General features: G+C 70.6%; 11 protein-coding genes. 7 read left to right on the top strand and 4 right to left on the bottom strand.

Translation table 11 applies throughout. From position 1 onward, the window contains the following. Positions 1–29 precede the first annotated feature (29 nt). On the top strand, positions 30–989 hold the full coding sequence (locus JG540_RS09765; protein WP_200275689.1) for a diacylglycerol/lipid kinase family protein: 960 nt from the start codon (positions 30–32) through the stop codon (positions 987–989). 114 nt (positions 990–1,103) lie between these two features. Beyond that, complete coding sequence (locus JG540_RS09770) at positions 1,104–2,819, top strand: MFS transporter (RefSeq protein WP_200275690.1); 1,716 nt, start codon at positions 1,104–1,106, stop codon at positions 2,817–2,819. Between the two features lie 196 nt (positions 2,820–3,015). Here the strand turns inward: JG540_RS09770 and pheA are convergent, their stop codons facing one another. Continuing rightward, on the bottom strand, positions 3,016–3,975 hold the full coding sequence (pheA, locus tag JG540_RS09775) for a prephenate dehydratase (protein WP_200275692.1): 960 nt from the start codon (positions 3,973–3,975) through the stop codon (positions 3,016–3,018). A gap of 186 nt (positions 3,976–4,161) precedes the next feature. Here pheA and JG540_RS09780 point away from each other — a divergent pair, with 186 nt between their 5' ends. Together JG540_RS09780 and JG540_RS09785 are read left to right on the top strand one after the other, a co-directional pair. Continuing rightward, on the top strand, positions 4,162–5,160 hold the full coding sequence (locus tag JG540_RS09780) for a fructosamine kinase family protein (RefSeq protein WP_200275694.1): 999 nt from the start codon (positions 4,162–4,164) through the stop codon (positions 5,158–5,160). Between the two features lie 104 nt (positions 5,161–5,264). Continuing rightward, the gene (locus JG540_RS09785) at positions 5,265–8,282 is read left to right on the top strand and encodes a hypothetical protein (RefSeq protein WP_200275696.1); all 3,018 of its coding nucleotides are present in this window, start codon (positions 5,265–5,267) and stop codon (positions 8,280–8,282) included. A gap of 224 nt (positions 8,283–8,506) precedes the next feature. On the opposite strand, the gene JG540_RS09790 is transcribed toward JG540_RS09785, so the two are convergent. Beyond that, positions 8,507–9,373, bottom strand: coding sequence for a glycosyltransferase (locus JG540_RS09790; protein WP_200275698.1), 867 nt, complete (start codon positions 9,371–9,373; stop codon positions 8,507–8,509). Between the two features lie 1,287 nt (positions 9,374–10,660). On the opposite strand from JG540_RS09790, the gene JG540_RS09795 reads away from it, so the two are divergent. The 3 genes from JG540_RS09795 (at position 10,661) to JG540_RS09805 (ending at position 13,884) form a co-directional block, all read left to right on the top strand. Continuing rightward, complete coding sequence (locus JG540_RS09795; protein WP_200275700.1) at positions 10,661–12,013, top strand: hypothetical protein; 1,353 nt, start codon at positions 10,661–10,663, stop codon at positions 12,011–12,013. A 68-nt stretch (positions 12,014–12,081) separates the two neighbouring features. Beyond that, a complete protein-coding gene (locus JG540_RS09800) occupies positions 12,082–13,425 on the top strand; it encodes a DNA cytosine methyltransferase (RefSeq protein ID WP_200275702.1) in 1,344 nt (447 codons plus the stop codon). Positions 13,426–13,431: 6 nt separating this feature from the next. Then, a complete protein-coding gene (locus JG540_RS09805; RefSeq protein WP_200275704.1) occupies positions 13,432–13,884 on the top strand; it encodes a very short patch repair endonuclease in 453 nt (150 codons plus the stop codon). A 135-nt stretch (positions 13,885–14,019) separates the two neighbouring features. Here the strand turns inward: JG540_RS09805 and JG540_RS10485 are convergent, their stop codons facing one another. Then, complete coding sequence (locus JG540_RS10485; protein ID WP_234042805.1) at positions 14,020–15,075, bottom strand: ATP-binding protein; 1,056 nt, start codon at positions 15,073–15,075, stop codon at positions 14,020–14,022. 472 nt (positions 15,076–15,547) lie between these two features. Beyond that, entirely contained in the window at positions 15,548–15,745 is a 198-nt protein-coding gene (locus JG540_RS10490; protein WP_234042806.1) for an AlbA family DNA-binding domain-containing protein, read from the bottom strand. Positions 15,746–15,765 lie beyond the last annotated feature (20 nt).

A 15,765-nucleotide genomic window follows, 5' to 3' on the forward strand; every position in this document is an offset into this window, starting at 1 on the left:
CCGGCAACCGGGCCCCCTAGGCTGGTTGCATGAGCACCCCCCTGGCCTATGTGGTCGCCAACCCCTCCAAGCCTGCCGCCACCGGCACGCTGCGGCGCCACCTGGAGGCTGAGCTCCAGGCCGCCGGGTACCGGGTGCGCCACCTGCGCACCACCCCCCAGTCACCGGGAACACAGCAGGCCCGCCAGGCGCTCGACGCCGGGGCGGCGCTGGTGGTGGTCGCGGGCGGGGACGGCACGCTGCGCTGCGTGGCCGGGGAGCTCGCCGGAACCAGCACCCCCCTGGGGGTGCTGCCACTGGGCACCGCCAACCTCACCGCCCGGGCCCTGGGACTGCCGGTGGGCGGTCGGCGCGCCCGCCAGCGGGCCGCCCAGGTGGCAGCCAGCGGCACCCCCCAGCCCGTGGACCTGCTCCAGGTCAGCACCTGCGGCCCCGGCGGCCCCTGGCACCCCTGCCTGACCGTCGCCGGAACCGGTTTCGACGCCGACCTGGTGGCCTCCACGCAGGCGGCCCTCAAGGGGCGGATCGGCTGGCTGGCCTACGCCGTCGCCGCCCTGGGAAACCTGGGCGGGCCCCGCCGGGACTTTCAGCTGACGGTGAGCCCCGCCGTCGGGGCAGGCAGCACCCCCGGCCAGACTGAGCAGCTGCGTGCCCGCACCGTGCTCCTGGCCAACGGCGGCCACCTGCCCGCCGGGATCCGCCTGCTGCCGCACGCCCGGCTGGACGACGGCACCCTGGACGTGGCGGCCATCGACGTGCGCGGCTCCCTGCTGGGCTGGGCGGACCTGGCCTGCCAGGTACTGCCCCCGCACGCGGGCCGCTACCGGCGCTCCGGGCTGGCCACCGTACGGCTCCGGCAGGGCCGGGAGGCCGCGCTGCGCTGCGAGCAGCCCGTGCCGGTCCAGGTCGACGGCGACCTGCTGCCCTCCACCACCTCCCTGCTGGTGCGCCTGGAACCCGGCGCCCTGCAGGTCATGCGCCCGGCCTGAGCACAACACTCCCCTGCGAGCAAAGGAACAGATCTGCCTACAGATTTTTCTGACAAACCGTCATATCCTTGGTGCTGCCCCAGCAACAGCTGTCGGGCAGCAGAGGAGTAAGTCATGAGCGCCAGCCGCACACAGACCCAGGAGCCCGGGCAGCCGGACGCCCCCACCCCGGCCCCCCGGGCAGCCACCGGCCCCAGCACCCCGCTGCCCCCGCTGGACCCCAACCGTTGGCGCAGCCTGGGCGTGCTGGCTACCTGCGTGTCCCTGATCGTCATTGACGGCACCATCGTCAACGTCGCCCTGCCCACCATGCTGGCCACCGTGCCGCTCAGCCTCTCCCAGGCCCAGTGGGTCACCACCATCTACTCCCTGGTCTTCGCGGCCCTGCTGATCACCAGCGGCCGCCTGGGCGACCTGCTAGGGCGCCGCACCACCTTGAACCTGGGGCTGGCGCTCTTCGCGGTCGGCTCCCTGCTGGCTGGGCTCGCCCCCGGCGCGGGCACCCTGATCCTGGCCCGCACCGTGCAGGGCGTCGGCGGTGCCCTGGTGCTGCCCTCCACCCTGTCCACCGTCAACGCCACCTTCCGGGGCCGCGAGCGCGCCACCGCCTTCGCCATCTGGGGTGCCACCATCGCCGGGGCCGCCGCCGTGGGGCCGCTGCTGGGCGGCTGGCTGACCACCTCCTTCTCCTGGCGGTGGATCTTTGGGGTGAACCTGCCCCTGATTGCGCTGATCGCTGTCGGCGCTTGGCTGTGGGTGCCCCAGACCCGTGACCCGCAGGCCGCGGCAAACGCCAGCTGGCGGGGCTTTGACTTCCCGGGGCTGCTGCTGTCCTGCCTGGGCATGGGCGGGGTGGTCTTCGGGCTGATCGAGGGCCTGAGCCTGGGCTGGTTCAAGCCCCTGGCCGGGCGCTGGTCCTCCAGCTGGCCGGTGTCCCCCGCCGCGCTGGGCCTGGGGCTGGGCACCCTGCTGCTGGCGGGCTTCGTGGTGGTGGAGCGGCGCCGGGCCGCCCGGGGCCAGGAGGTGCTGCTGGACCTGGGCCTGCTGCGGCTGCGCTCCTTTGCCTGGGGCAACCTGGCGGCCATGGTGGTGGCCATGGGGGAGTTCGGCCTGCTGTTCGTGCTGCCTCTCTACCTGCAGAACGTGCGCTCCCTGAGCCCCGTGGGCGCGGGCTGGGTGCTGGCGGCCATGGCGGCCGGGGCCTTCCTGTCCGGCGGGGTGGCCGCGCCCCTGGCCCAGGCCACGACGGCGGCCACGGTCTCCACCACCGGGCTGGTCCTGGAGACCACGGGGGTGGCGTCCCTGGCGCTGCTCCTGCGGGCGGACACCCCGATCTGGCAGGTGCTGGTGCCGCTGGTGGTCTACGGGCTGGGGCTGGGCCTGGCCTCCGCGCAGCTGACCAGCACGATCCTGGTGGACGTGCCCCCCGCCAAGTCCGGGCAGGGCTCGGCGGCCCAGTCCACGGTGCGCCAGCTCGGCTCCGCCCTGGGGGTGGCCGTGATCGCTACCGTCATGTCGGCCTCCGTGAGCGCGGCCGCCACCGGGACCCTGGCTGAACCGTTGGCGGGTCAGGGGGTGCCCGCGCAGGTGGCCACCCAGCTGGAGCAGGCGCTGGCGCCCTCTGCGGGCACGGTGATCCCGGCCCTGCGACAGGGCGAGGGGGTGGCTGCGACGCTGCCCGCCCCGGCACGGGAGGCTGCCGCCCAGGCCCTGGCGGAGGACTTTGCCGCCGGGGCCCGGGTGCCGATGCTGGTGGGGGCCGGGTTCCTGAGCCTGGGCGTGCTGGCCACCACGCGGCTGCCCCGCACCCGCACACCGCACCGCGCCTGAGCGCCCCTGAAGGTACAGCCCCCTGCCGCTCCCTCACGGGTCCTGACCAGCACACCTGTGCGGGCTGCAATCACGGTAAGCCGCTCAGGTACCCCGCAGGTAGCGACTGGCTACGCCGCCCGCCCTGACTCGCAGACCTGCACCCCACCGCCCCGCCCGGCAGGCAGCTACCGGCGCGGCGGCGTCGCCGTCAGCCTCACAGGGTGCGCCCCTCCAGCACCTCACCCAGCCAGGAGCGGGCCACCACGAAGTCCTTGTCGCTGGTGCCTGCGGGCACCACCACCGGGCGGCCGTCCAGACGCGGGTAGGAGCCCAGGAAGCGCACCAGCGGGCAGGTGCGGTGCAGGCCGATCAGGGCGGCCGCCACCCGCTCGTCGCGGACATGCCCCTCCACGTCTATGGAGAAGCGGTAGCGGCCCAGGGAGTCCCCGGCCGGGCGGGACTCGATCCGGGTCAGGTTCACTCCCCGCGCCGCGAACTGGGAGAGCATGTCCAGCAGGGCGCCCGCCCGGTCGTGGGGGGCCTGCACCAGCAGGGTGGTCTTGTCCGCGCCGGTTGGCTGGCTCACCCGCCCGGGCCGGGTGACCTGCACGAAGCGGGTGACGGCGTCGGGGTTGTCCGCCACCCCGGCAGCCACCACCTCCAGGCCGTAGCTCTTGGCGGCCAGGGGGTTGCACAGCACCGCCTGGAAGGACAGCGGCTCGCTGCTGGCGGCCAGCGCCCGGGCGGGGGCGGAGGTGGAGGTGCCGGGCACGTACACGGCCTCAGGCAGGTTGGCGTGCATCCAGCCGCGGCACTGCGCCCAGGCGTGGGGGTGGGTGGAGACGGCCTGGATGTCCGCCAGGCTGGTGCCGGGGCGGCCTGCGAGCACGAAGGTCACGGGCACGGCCACCTCGGCGGCGATCACCAGGGGCGCCCCGGCCACCAGGTTGTCCAGGGTGGCGTTCACCCCGCCCTCCACGGAGTTCTCGATCGGGACCACGGCAGCCTGGGCGCGGCGCTCCCGCACCCGGTCCAGGGCCGTGGGCACGTCCTGGCAGGGGTCCAGCTCCACGGCCAGGGCGCCGTCGGCCTGTGCGGGCGCCACCTGCCGCAGGGCCATCTCGCAGAAGGTGCCGGTGGGTCCCAGGAAGGACCAGACAGGGGTCTCGCTCATGCGGTGAGCGTAGCGGGCACGGGCGCCAGGACCGGGGGGATTCCCCTGCGCGAGCCGGGCGGCTGGTTACAGCGAGTAGGGCAGTCCCGGAGGCAGCGCCCGGGACCTCCCCTGCGCGAGCCGGACGGCTGAGCCCTGTAGCCCCGGGTACCTGCGCCGTCGCCGGGGTGGTGGGAGGATGATGGCATGAGTGCCTGGGACGGCCCAATCTTTCGTAAGCGCGAGGAGCTGCCGGGGGCGGCGCGCCTGGAGGCGCAGGGACTGGCCTGGCTGGCAGAGCCCATGAGCGACGGCGGGGCTCTGGTGGTGCCCACCCGCACCGGGGACGGCTGGCTGGAGGAGCCCCGGCTGCCCCAGACGGCGGTGACCGCGCAGGCGGCGGAGGACTTCGGGCGGGCGCTGGCGGTCACGCACGCCGCCGGGGCCCCGGCCTTCGGGGCGGCCCCACCCGGTTGGGACGGGCGCACCCAGATGGGCCGCTGCAACATCCGCCTGCGCCCCCACCAGGCCGGGCAGCCTGGGCAGGTTGAGGAGCCTGAGCAAGTTGGGCAGACGGGCCAGGCTGGAGAGCCGGGGCAGGCTGGTCAGGCTGAGGGGCGCAGCTGGGGCGAGTTCTACGCGGCGGACCGGGTGGGCTGCTATATCGGGCCCGCGCGGGACCGGGGCGTGCTGTCCCCCGCGCAGGCCCGCCTGCTGGAGCGTGTCTGTGAGCGGCTGGCTGCCGGGGACTTCAGCTCCCCCCAGCCTGCCCTGGTGGAGCAGCAGGCGGTGGGGACGGCGGTGGCCCGCACGCACGGGGACCTGTGGTGCGGCAACGTCCTGTGGGTGCCGGCGACGGCGGTGTCGGCCTGGGCTCCCGCCCGCGCTGGCCAGGGGCCGGGGCCCGGGCAGGCGGCCCCCAGCCCGCCGGAGCCGGTTACGGGCGGGCGCCACGGCGTGGTGGGGGTGCTGATCGACCCGCTGGCGCACGGGGCCCACGCGGAGACGGACCTGGCCGCCCTGGGGGTGTTCGGGCATCCGCACCTGGGGCGGATCATGGCCGCCTACCACGAGGTCTCACCGCTGGCGGAGGGCTGGCCGGAGCGGGCGGCCCTGCACCAGCTGCACCTGGTGATGATCCACGTGCACCTCTTTGGGGGCGGCTACGCCCTGCAGGCCGCGGACATAGCCCGCCGCTACGTCTGAGGCAGGGGCTGGGCGGGGTTACGCCCGGGTCGCAGCTGCCCCGGACCTTCTCGGGGCCTCCTGCCTATGCTGGGACCCGGAGGGAAGTCCTTAGGCTTGTCCCCGTGAGCACAGGCAACCGCAGGGAACGTTTCACGCGCTGGACCGTAATCGTCTTGGTGCTGCTGGTGGCGCTGACCATGATGGGCAGCCTCATCGCCCCGGCACTCGCCGCTCCCCGACGGACGGCCTCACCCGCGCCCAGCCCCGCCGTCGCCACCCCGGCAGCCGAGTCCGCAGCCAGGCCTGCCGCGCTAGCGGCAGCGCCCGACCAGACGGCGGCCCAGCCTCCCTCCCAGCGCCGCCTTAGAACCCGCCCACTGCTGTTCCTGGGCACCCACGACCTGACCTGGGCGGACGTGCTGGCCACCGTCGACGACCCGCACCAGCCCCAGACAGTCCAGGACGCCGCCCGCCTGCTGCTCGCCATGGCCTCCCAGGGTCAGCCCGTGAACCTGGTGACGCGCACGGTCTCCGACACCACCTGCCCGGCCGACGGCTGGCTCAGCCTGGGGGCGGCCACCCGCGTCAGCGCCGGGCCACGCAGCACCGAGGGCGGGTGCCTGTGGCCACAGCACCTCCCGGACGGTCCCCGCCCCACCCGCAGCAGCGGCCTCGGGGTGCTGCGACGGGCCCAGGTCAGCTCCGCGGGGGCGGTGGGGCGTGGGGCCAGGCTGGCCCTGACCAGCCAGGAGGGCGAGCCCCCCACCATGCTGAGGCTCACCGACCTGGGTGACGTCAGCCAGCTACCGGACTTCGTAATGGTTGACGCCGCCGACCCCACCGTCATGGTCAAGCTGCTGCCCCCTGATATGCGCGCTGGCATTGAGCCTGACGACTCCCACGACTCCCGGTCAGGCAGGCAGGCGGCAGCGCCCACGTCCACTGACGCCCAGCGCCTGGTGGCCCTGGCCTCCGCGGTCACGCTCCTGCACCAGCACGGCCTGGACGGCGCACTGGTGCTCGCCTCGGTGGCGGACGCCAGCTCTCCGGGCCCCCAGCTGGCACTGTTCCCCGCAGACTCCTATGACCTGAACAGCCAGTCGCTAGGAACCACAGAGCGCGCAGCCGCCGACCTCCAGCTGCTCGTCCCCTCCTCCACCCACCAGCCTGGGCTGCTCGAGCTGACGGACCTGGCTCCCATCCTGGCCAGAGGAGTGGACAACACCATCACCTTCAGACCGGACTACCCCTTCAAGACCGCCCCCGTGGAACTAGGTGGCCCGGAGGCCCCGGAGACCACCACGACCCCTGCCGACGACGCCCGCGGCCGGGTCAAGGCGGCGGCGCTGGCTGACGCGGCCTTGCACGGCCGGGCCTCCCGGCTCGCCACCGTGCCCACCTCGCTGCTGCTCATGGTCCTGGCGGGCGTGTCTGTGATCGGGATGGCGCTGCTGCTGCGCACGCGGGCGCAGGCTCCGACGCCCCAGGCCGCGCTCGTCCCTGCTGGCCACCCCCGTGACGCCGGGCCAGCCCCCCAGGACGTCACGTCCCAACCCGCACCGGCCCGCCCAGAGGACGACGGGGCCCGGGATACGTCTACCGAGCCTGAATCCCCCAGCGGCTCGCAGCCGTCCTCCCAGGACGTCACGCCCCAACCCGCACCGGCCCATCCCAGGTTGGAAGGGGCCGCGGCTGACAGCTCCCGGCCCTCTGACGGCCGGCTGCGGCTGGCGGCAGTCCTGGGCCTGGTCGCCCTGCTGACCCCGGTGGGTGCGCTGAGCACCAACCTGCTGCCCTGGTGGCGGGTCGGGGCCACCGGGGAGATCCCCTCATGGACCGCCGTGGGAGCAGCCCTGGCTGGCACGCTGGCACTCACCCTGGCGGCGGCCCTGCCGCTGCTGGTCCTGACCGTGGTGCTGAAGCTCGCGGCGCAGCCCCTGCTCCGCCGTCGCCAGCAGCACCAGGGAGTCCCACCTGCCAGCCACGCCCACCGCGACGGCGCCGCATCCTGGGGCTGGGCGCTGACTGCGGCCACCGCCGTCGCCGCCCTGCTGGTGCTCGCCTGGACGATCTTTGAAGGGGCGCTGGTTGACCGCCTGGCCCTGAACAGCCCCCTGGGCATGAACACGGTGGTGGCGGGACGCTACTACGGGGTCAACAACACCTCCTTCGCCCTCGGGGCCGGGGCGCTGCTGGTGGCGGTGATGGCGCTCTGGGCGCTCCTGCGGCCCGCGGTGACGGCGTGGGCAGGACGCGCCCGCCGTCACCGCCGTGGGCTCCCCCCGACCTTGGGGAGCCTGGCAGACGCAGACCCGACGCACGTTGACCTGGCTGGCTCGGCCGCTGCGAGCGGAGTCCCGGCAGACCAGGAGCCCGCAACCGCGCCTCCCACCGAGAAGGCGGGCCTGCACCCAGCCGCGGCAGGCCCCGCAGACCAACCCCCGGCCAGCACGCCTTCCGGCAGGCCGTGGGTGCTGGCCTCACTGCTGCTGGTCCTGCCCCTGGGGCTGGCCACCTTGTTCGCCGAGCTCCTGGGTACCGACGGCGGAGGCTCGCTCACGCTGGTGCCGGTGCTGTTCGTGCTGGGGATGGGGCTGGCGGGGCGGCGGATACGCCGGCGGCACTGGCTGAGGCTGGCCGGGCTGATGGGTCTGCCGCTGCTGCTGATTGCCGCCGTGTACCTGCATCACGGGCCCCCCTACACGCACCTGGGCCGTTTCCTGGAGATGGCGCTACGTGGGGAGGCTGGTGGGGTGCTGGCCCGTAAGGCCTGGGCGATCGTGGCCCCCTTCTTCACCGGATGGCTGCCCCTGCTGGCGCTGATAGTGGGCCTGTGGCTCGTGGTAGCCACTGTGCGGCAGGTGCTGCGGGCGCTGCGGCAGGCCCGGCAGGGCCAGGGCGCGTACGCGTGGGTCAGCAGCGTCTACAACGAGCCCCCGGCAGGCGTGCAGGCACCGGCGGCCAGGCCCTGGGGCTGGCTGCCCGTGGCCCTGCGCACCGCACTGGTGCTGCTGGTCGTGGAGGTGCTGCTGAACGACTCCGGCCTAGTTATGGCCTGGTTCTCCATCGTGTCCCTGCTCCCCGGCCTGCTGGCGCTGGCCAGCGCACAGCTGCTGTACCTACCGCACCGCCGCGCCTAGCCGGGCGCTGCCTTGCGCCTGTCAGCACCCGCCTGCCCGGGCGGGTGAGCGGCGCCGCTAATGCTCCGGCCCCACACCGAGCAGGGCGGGCGCGCTTGCGCCACAGCACGAGCAGGACTGGGCCCCAGGCCCCACCTACCAGAGCGGGCGACCGGCGGCGGCGTCGGCGCTGATACCCGCCCAACCGTCCAGGCGGGTGGCCGGGAGGACCGCCAGCAGGGCCCCTAGTCCTTAGCCACCCCCGGCGCGTGCGCCCCGGCGGCGGGGCCGCGCAGGGACTCGGCGGCGGCGTCGGCCACCTTAGGGTCCCAGGCGTTGTAAGGCGTGAAGTGCTGCTGGGAGCGGGCCGACTTCAGCACGACGCTTCGTGGCACCCGGCTGCGGGCTACCTTACGGGCCATGACCGCCAGCATCACGTCCTTGTACTGGTTGGCCCGGTGGAGACGGCCAGCCGTGTCATTGCCCGTGGCCCGGTGGTGGATGTCGCAAGGCACCTCAATGACCGTGTGCCTGGAGACCAGCACGTCGATGGTCATACCGACCTCCACCCCCCAGCCCTCCGCAAAAGGCTGGGCGGCGTTGTATGCCTCTCGGGTCAGGCAGCGCTGGCCGGACAGGGGCGCCAGCGGCGTCCAGCCGGTGGCGGCGGCGATGGCGGCCCGCGCAGCCCGCACCACCCGGCCCCGCCCGCCCGCACCGGCCTGCTTGGGCAGCACGGCCACGGACATGTCGGCGACGCCGTCGCTCACCGGGGGCACCAGGTCCGCTCCCGCGGCGGCGGAGTCGCCCAGGTCGGCGTCAAGGAACAGGAGCAGGCGCTTGGGGGAGTCCTCCGGGTCACGCATGGCCACCACCCCGGCCCCGGTCTCCAAGGCTGAGGCCTTGCCTCGAGTGACCGAGTGGCGCACCACCACGGCTCCCGCAGCACGGGCGTGCTCCCCGGTGGCGTCGGTGGAGCCGTCATCGACAACCACCACCAGGTCAACCCGCGGGATGGCGCGGCAGGCCCGCACCGTGGCCGCGATCCTGTCCGCCTCGTCCTTGGCAGGGATCACTACAGCGACGGCCTGGCTGCTCTTGTCCGCGCTCACAAGTAAAAGACTAGCCAATTCTGGGGAGGTCTCGGAGGGGCTTGACTGGACTGCAAGCAGATTTGGCGGTGCTCGCAGGGATCGAGCCGCCGAGATTGTGTGAACCGGTCGGCGTGCCGTACCCGTCCGGGCGAGGAGCCGTTGGCAGCCCTTGAGGGGCTCAGGCAGCTGGCCGGGGAGGTGGCGACAGGGTACCGGCCTGTGGGAAGCCAGGCGCCGCACAGCCTGGCAGCAGACCCTGCGGTGCCTAGTGCGGATACGGGTCGGACCTCGTCGAGACGCCCCGGACCGCCTGGGACACGGCACCTGCCGGAGCGCAGCAACTGAGACCAAGGCCCCACCCAGCAAGAAATGTGACTGGACTCACTAGAGCGGCGACGATGCTGTTCTTTCAGGAAACCGCAACAGCTTTGCAGCCCCAAACTCATGGCACATCTACGCAAACACGTTTAGGGCAGGCTAGCCATTGCACGATCCGTCAAGTTCTTGCCGGAATTTTCGAACCGCCAGCCACTGCGCATCACCCCACCGCGTGCCAGTCTTGACCGCGTGCCCGCCAAAGACGTCGGGCACCCCCACGACCTCTGGCACCGGGCAGCCTCAACACCCCAGCCCGAGGGCGCGGCCCCCTGGCACACCCCTCCCTCCATCTCGCGCAAGCGTGCTGCGACAGGTAGGGCCAGGACCAGGCCCCGTTGGGCCGTCCCCGTCCCCGGAGGCCGGCCCAACGGGGTCCACACGCGTCAGGACAGACAGCGGCGGGGGCAGCGGCAGGGGCAGCCAAGCCGCCCTACCCCCAGGCCCCGACCGCTGCGGTCGTGCGTCCGACGCCCGGCACCCTCCGGGCAACCTTCCAAGCACCCTCACAGGTTGGCTGGGGGTGTTCTCCCAGGAGGTTGGAGTTACATATCTAGTGCCGCCAGACGGTACGGACCGTGAGGGTTGGGGAGCCCGCTGACCGTTCCGCTACCGAGGACAGCACAGGTACTAGGGAGCCTGGACTGGACGTTCTGGCGAAGGAGGTTGTGCTCCCCCTGGGTCTGGGAACGCCCAGGGCGCGAGCCCCTCATCGACACTGGCTGGTGGGCCGGGACTCCTGACCCGGCCCACCAGCCAAGTCATTTCTTGTAGTTGCTACTTGCTGCCGCACTGCGGCCTCACCCAGCACGCCTCGGAACGCCTGGAGCCCGAGCCCGTAACTCACCCAGGAGGCACAGAGCCGCAACCAGCCGACCTTCTCTTCCAGGGGCAGTTCGCGCCCTGTCCAGACATGAGTAGTGTCAGCCTGTGCCTCAATCTCCCTTCATCCCCGCTAAGTCAAAGCTTGAGGCCGTGGCGCGCCTGTACGCCGCTTCGGACACTCCAGCCCCGGCATCCCCCCTAGGACCCGGAAGCAAGGAGAAGAAGTCAGTCCTGACCTCCACGGCTAGCAGGTTCAAGCTAGACGTCGACAGTGAGGCCGCCAAGGACATGCTGGCGGAGCAGATCATCACGGCTTTCGGTGGCACCTGGGACGCCTCGTACTCGTCAACGGGGCAGACCATTACCCTCGCCGGGCTCAATGCGATCCTTGCCCTGGCGGAGACTAGGCGGCAGGACGAAGCCCTGGCAGAGCTCCGCCGCACCGCGCCGCTCTTCCCAGACTGGTTCCGCCCCGCGCGGGACAAGCTTGAGGCAGTACGACGCATCTCCTCCCTCACCGGAGGACGGCCCCAGGAATTAGGCCCAGGCAGCAAGGAACGCAAGTCTGTACTGACAGACCTGGTTGAGAACCTGGACCTGGGCATTGACACCCGGCTACCCAAGACCAGGCTCGCTAAGGCGATCGCCCACAGGCTGCAGTCCACCTGGAACGACTCGTGCTGGTCCACCGGCGAGACCATCACCTTGAACGGCCTGAACGCGGTACTGGCTGGCGCCGAGAACAAGCTCATACGCGGATACTCCAACTTCCGTGCCAGGCTCCAGCAGGAGGCAAACCTGCTGGTGACGGCGCTCGCGCAGGCCTGCCCGCCCCACTGGGAGGGTCGTGAGTGCGTCACCCAGATGCTTGACGCCGAGCACTCCAAGGCGCGCCAGACCGAGTGGATCGGCTGGTACTTCGAGTTCGTCGGCCTGCCCGCGCTCGTCAACGCCTACGGAGGCGGGCCGCAGCGCATCGGCGCCACCGAGTTCGACTACGCACGATCCTTCGTCTGGGACCTGAAGGCTCACGCGCAGATCGAGCTCAGGGCTGCCGCCAGCGTCTGCGGCCAGGCACCGCTCAACGACCGCGACTCCATACTCAAGTGCGTCGAGGAGACAGGGTCCCTCGGCTTCCTTGTCCTGTCTGGTGCTTCCGTCCCTGACTTCGACGGGTCCTTCGACACCTGGCACCGGCAGATGCGCGGCAGTACCACGCCCCGTACCAGCAGGTCCCGCGTCCTGAAGGCCGCCTTCACGCCCGTAACCGTGGACGCCTACGTCTTTGAGGGCACCGACGGCGTAGAGCGGGCGCTGGAGGAGAAGGTGCTTGCCGTCTTCGCTCAGGGCCAGCAGCAGAGTGGCGCCGCCCGCAAGCAGAAGTTCACTCTCAACCTCGAGCGTGGCAGGACCCGCGGTTACGTCAAGGCCTCAGCACCCATGGCGGAGGCTGGGTGACCAAGAGCTCACGAAGCTCCTGGCGAACAAGCCTGTACACAGCTCGAACATATGTTTAGCTATGGGGCATGAGCGACCAGTTCACCTACGCCGACCTCTTCGCCGGCATCGGCGGCTTCCACGCCGCACTCAGTGGTATGGGTGGCAAGTGCGTGTACGCCGTCGAGATCGACAAGGACGCTGCCAAGGTCTACCACCAGAACTGGGGCATCGACCCGCTTGGGGACATCACTGAGGACGCTGGAGAAGCGGGAGTGAGCCAGAAGGTCCAGCAGCACGACATCCTGGCGGCTGGGTTCCCCTGCCAGCCCTTCTCAAAGTCCGGGGCACAAAAGGGCATGGACGAGGTCCGCGGCACGCTCTACTTCAACATCCTGCAGATCATCCGCAAGCACCACCCCACCGTGCTGCTGCTGGAGAACGTCCGCAACCTGGCGGGCCCCCGCCACCGGCACGAGTGGGAGGTCATCATCCGCACCCTCCGCGAGGAGGGCTACCGGGTGTCCGACACACCCGCCATCCTCTCCCCCCACCAGCTCGGCCCGGAGCGCGGCGGGCGGCCGCAGGTGCGTGAGCGAGTGTTCATCACGGCTACCTACGACCCTGAGGGCCTGGGCGGCCCCGCCCCGGAGCCGGTCACACGCGCCCGCCAGCACTACGGTGACAGCCAGAACTGCTGGGACATCGAGAGCATCATGCTCGACGACGTCGCTGGCTACGACCTTACCGCTGCTGAAACCAACTGGATCAACGCCTGGGACGACTGGGTGCAGGAGTTTCGGCGCCACAACGAGCCTGGCACAAAACTCCCCGGCTTCCCGATCTGGGCGGACGCCTGGAAGAACATCGACGCCTTCGAGGCCCAGGAGGAGGCTGGCGAGTACGAGGACACTCCCAGCTGGAAGCTGAACTTCCTGCGGAAGAACGCTGAGCTCTACACGGCGAACATCTCCTGGATCCCCAAGTGGCTGACCAAGTGGAACGTCCAGGACTTTCCCCCCTCGCGTCGCAAGCTTGAGTGGCAGGCGCAGGAGCTCGGTTCCCTGTGGGACTGCCTTATGCACTTCCGTCCCTCTGGCCTGCGCGCCAAACCACCCACGTACGTGCCTGCACTGGTGGCCATCACGCAGACGAGCATCGTGGGACCGCGTCGACGTCGCCTGTCCCCTCGGGAGACGGCCCGCCTTCAGGGGCTGCCCGACGAATTCTCCTTCACTGGGCAGCCTGACGCCAAGACCTACAAGCAGCTCGGCAACGGCGTGAACGTGGCGGCGGTCTGGAACGTCTTGAAGATGCACTGCGAGCGGGACGAGTCAGTCCTGAAGTCCACTGACTCCGGACGCAGGATCCTCAAGGCGGTTAAGCAAGCGACCCTCAGCCCTGACGAAAAGGTACGTAACCTCTTCCAGTGATACGTCATGCCTGGTGACTGCACGACCGACCCTCTTCACGCGGCGGAGCCTGCGCGGCAGGCGGCGGGCTCACCGGAGGTCTCCGCCCGCTACGCGCGGCTGCCTCGCCGTGACACCTCACCGGAGATGGAGCTGCGCCGGGCCCTGTGGCAGGCGGGGCTGCGCTACCGGGTGCAGTACAAGGTGCCCGGCCTGCCGCGCCGCAAGGTGGATATCGCCTTCACCCGGCTGAAGGTGGCGGTCCAGGTGGACGGCTGCTTCTGGCACGGCTGCCCGGAGCACGGGACCGTACCAGGCCGGAACTCCGAGTGGTGGCGCTGGAAGATCGCCCGCAACCAGGCCCGCGACCACGACACCGACGAGAAGCTGGCCGCCCTGGGCTGGACGGTCATCCACGTCTGGGAGCACGAGGACACCACCCACGCCGCACAGGCGATCATCGACCGTCTGCGCAGCTGACCACCTGCCTGCACCCATAGGAACCCGCCAGCCAGAAGCAGATCAGCCCCATACGCGCAGCCGGAAGCGCACTGGCACTCGCCGAGTCCCCCTCTAGGCCGCAGCCCTACAGCATGGCTCGCGCCCTGGGAGCGATCATCCGGCCAGGAGGTACTTACGGTTGCGGCTCTGCGGCGGTGCAGTGGCCACCACCAGACCACGGTCCACCAGCTCACGCAGGATCAGCCTCAAGGCGTTCAGGCTCTTGCCAGTGGAATCGCTGATCTCACGGATGGTGCGCGGCTCACTAGTGGTCAGCGCAGCCAGGACCTCCCACTCAGCCGCCGTCGCTGCCGCCGTCCTACGCTGGTCCACCAGCACGTAAGGCCCGTCGTTCATCCCAACTAGGAGCCCATCAGCGACCAGGTCTGCCAGCACTGCACGGCACACGTCAGAATCCAGGCCAAGATTCGTCCTCAGGTCATTGACGCACACCGCCCCGGAGCGTCTAGCGAGCGCGAGAGCAGCCTCCTGCTCACGGCCCGCAGAATCATGCTGCGGCAGGGAGGAGAGCCAGGCCTTGGTCTCAGGGTCCAGGAGACCGAAGCGGTCAAGACGCACGACGACGTGGTCAATCGTGGAGGCGGAGTAGTCAGGAGCCGGAAGCCCGTGGGTCCGCATAGCGTGGACCATTAGCGGCACCCCGGTTCCATTGTCCTCGCAGACGGTAGAGTGCCCGTCCGGCATGGGCACGTCCCTGAGGATCCTGACCAGGGCCTCGTTGCGGGACGCTGACCTTCCGTCCCCCACGTTGTCCTTCGTCTTGCCGCCCCAGAACCCTCCAGGGTTAGTCACCTCAACGCGATCGGGATAGACGTCCACAGCGACCTGCTCCCCGAGGACGAACTCAGAGTAGTCGCGGTGCATTACCGCGTTGGCGATCGCCTCACGGAGGACCTCCTCGGGGATCTCCGGGACATCAGCCCCCCTGCTCCCTTCTACGACATGACGGACCTTAAGGTTGCGCATGACCACCTGTACTGCCTCCGCGATCGCCTGGGGAAGCGGGCCGTCACAGTTCTTCCGGTCAAGGAAGCGCACGGTGGGATCCTTGGACTTGCTGGTATGCGGGTGGACCGCGACGTCAATAGTGAGCTGTGGGAACTCCTGCTGCGGGTACAACCCCAGGGTCAGGTACCCCGCCAGGCTCACGTCCCCCTCCGGGGACAGAACATTGATGCGTTGCAGCGCGGCGCTGGTGTAATCCCTGCCTTCTGCGTCAAGACCCGCAAACGCCCGGCTGCTAGCACGCACCCGGGATATCGTGCGAGAGACCAGATCGGGGTCAAGGTCCTTGAGCGTCCGTCCCGGTACTGGAGCGCGGTCCACTTGCCGACGGACGTTCCTACTGCGCAGTAGAAAGACCTCATACGTGGTGAGATGCTTGTCGGCGTCTCCCACACGCTTGTAGCTGCCACGCTCAAGCCCCTGTGCCGTAACGAAGCACGGCACAGGCTTCTGCTCATCGTCTGACAGCGGGTCGATATCCAAAAGGACAACCGGGGCGCCGTCAACCTCAGTGCGTTCGATCTTGTAGGTGGGTACAGGGGTTACCTTAGGGCTCGCCCCCGGCGCGTCGTCCAGGCCAGCACGCAAAGCGTCTTGCACCCGCTTGGCATCGAACTTAGGAACTGGCACGAACCCCCGCGCCCTCCTCAAGCCCCAGGACGATCAAGCCGCCTTCCGTGTTGGCGAAGGCGGAGACTGACTCCCAGACGCTTTTGGGTAGTCCTCCCGCTGCAGCCTTCACCTCGATGCGCGCATCATCCTCACCTTGCCTACGGACCCGGTCGATATAACTCGCAAGTTCTTCCTCAGTCACCTCATCAGTGTAGACCAGTG

The sequence above is a fragment of the Actinomyces weissii genome (assembly GCF_016598775.1).
Taxonomy (GTDB): domain Bacteria; phylum Actinomycetota; class Actinomycetes; order Actinomycetales; family Actinomycetaceae; genus Actinomyces; species Actinomyces weissii.

Coding starts and splice junctions, on each gene's coding strand:
- JG540_RS09800 (WP_200275702.1), top strand. CDS start 12,082: ATGAGCGACCAGTTCACCTACGCCGACCTCTTCGCCGGCATCGGCGGC.
- JG540_RS09765 (WP_200275689.1), top strand. CDS start 30: ATGAGCACCCCCCTGGCCTATGTGGTCGCCAACCCCTCCAAGCCTGCC.
- JG540_RS09805 (WP_200275704.1), top strand. CDS start 13,432: ATGCCTGGTGACTGCACGACCGACCCTCTTCACGCGGCGGAGCCTGCG.
- pheA (WP_200275692.1), bottom strand. CDS start 3,975: ATGAGCGAGACCCCTGTCTGGTCCTTCCTGGGACCCACCGGCACCTTC.
- JG540_RS09780 (WP_200275694.1), top strand. CDS start 4,162: ATGAGTGCCTGGGACGGCCCAATCTTTCGTAAGCGCGAGGAGCTGCCG.
- JG540_RS09770 (WP_200275690.1), top strand. CDS start 1,104: ATGAGCGCCAGCCGCACACAGACCCAGGAGCCCGGGCAGCCGGACGCC.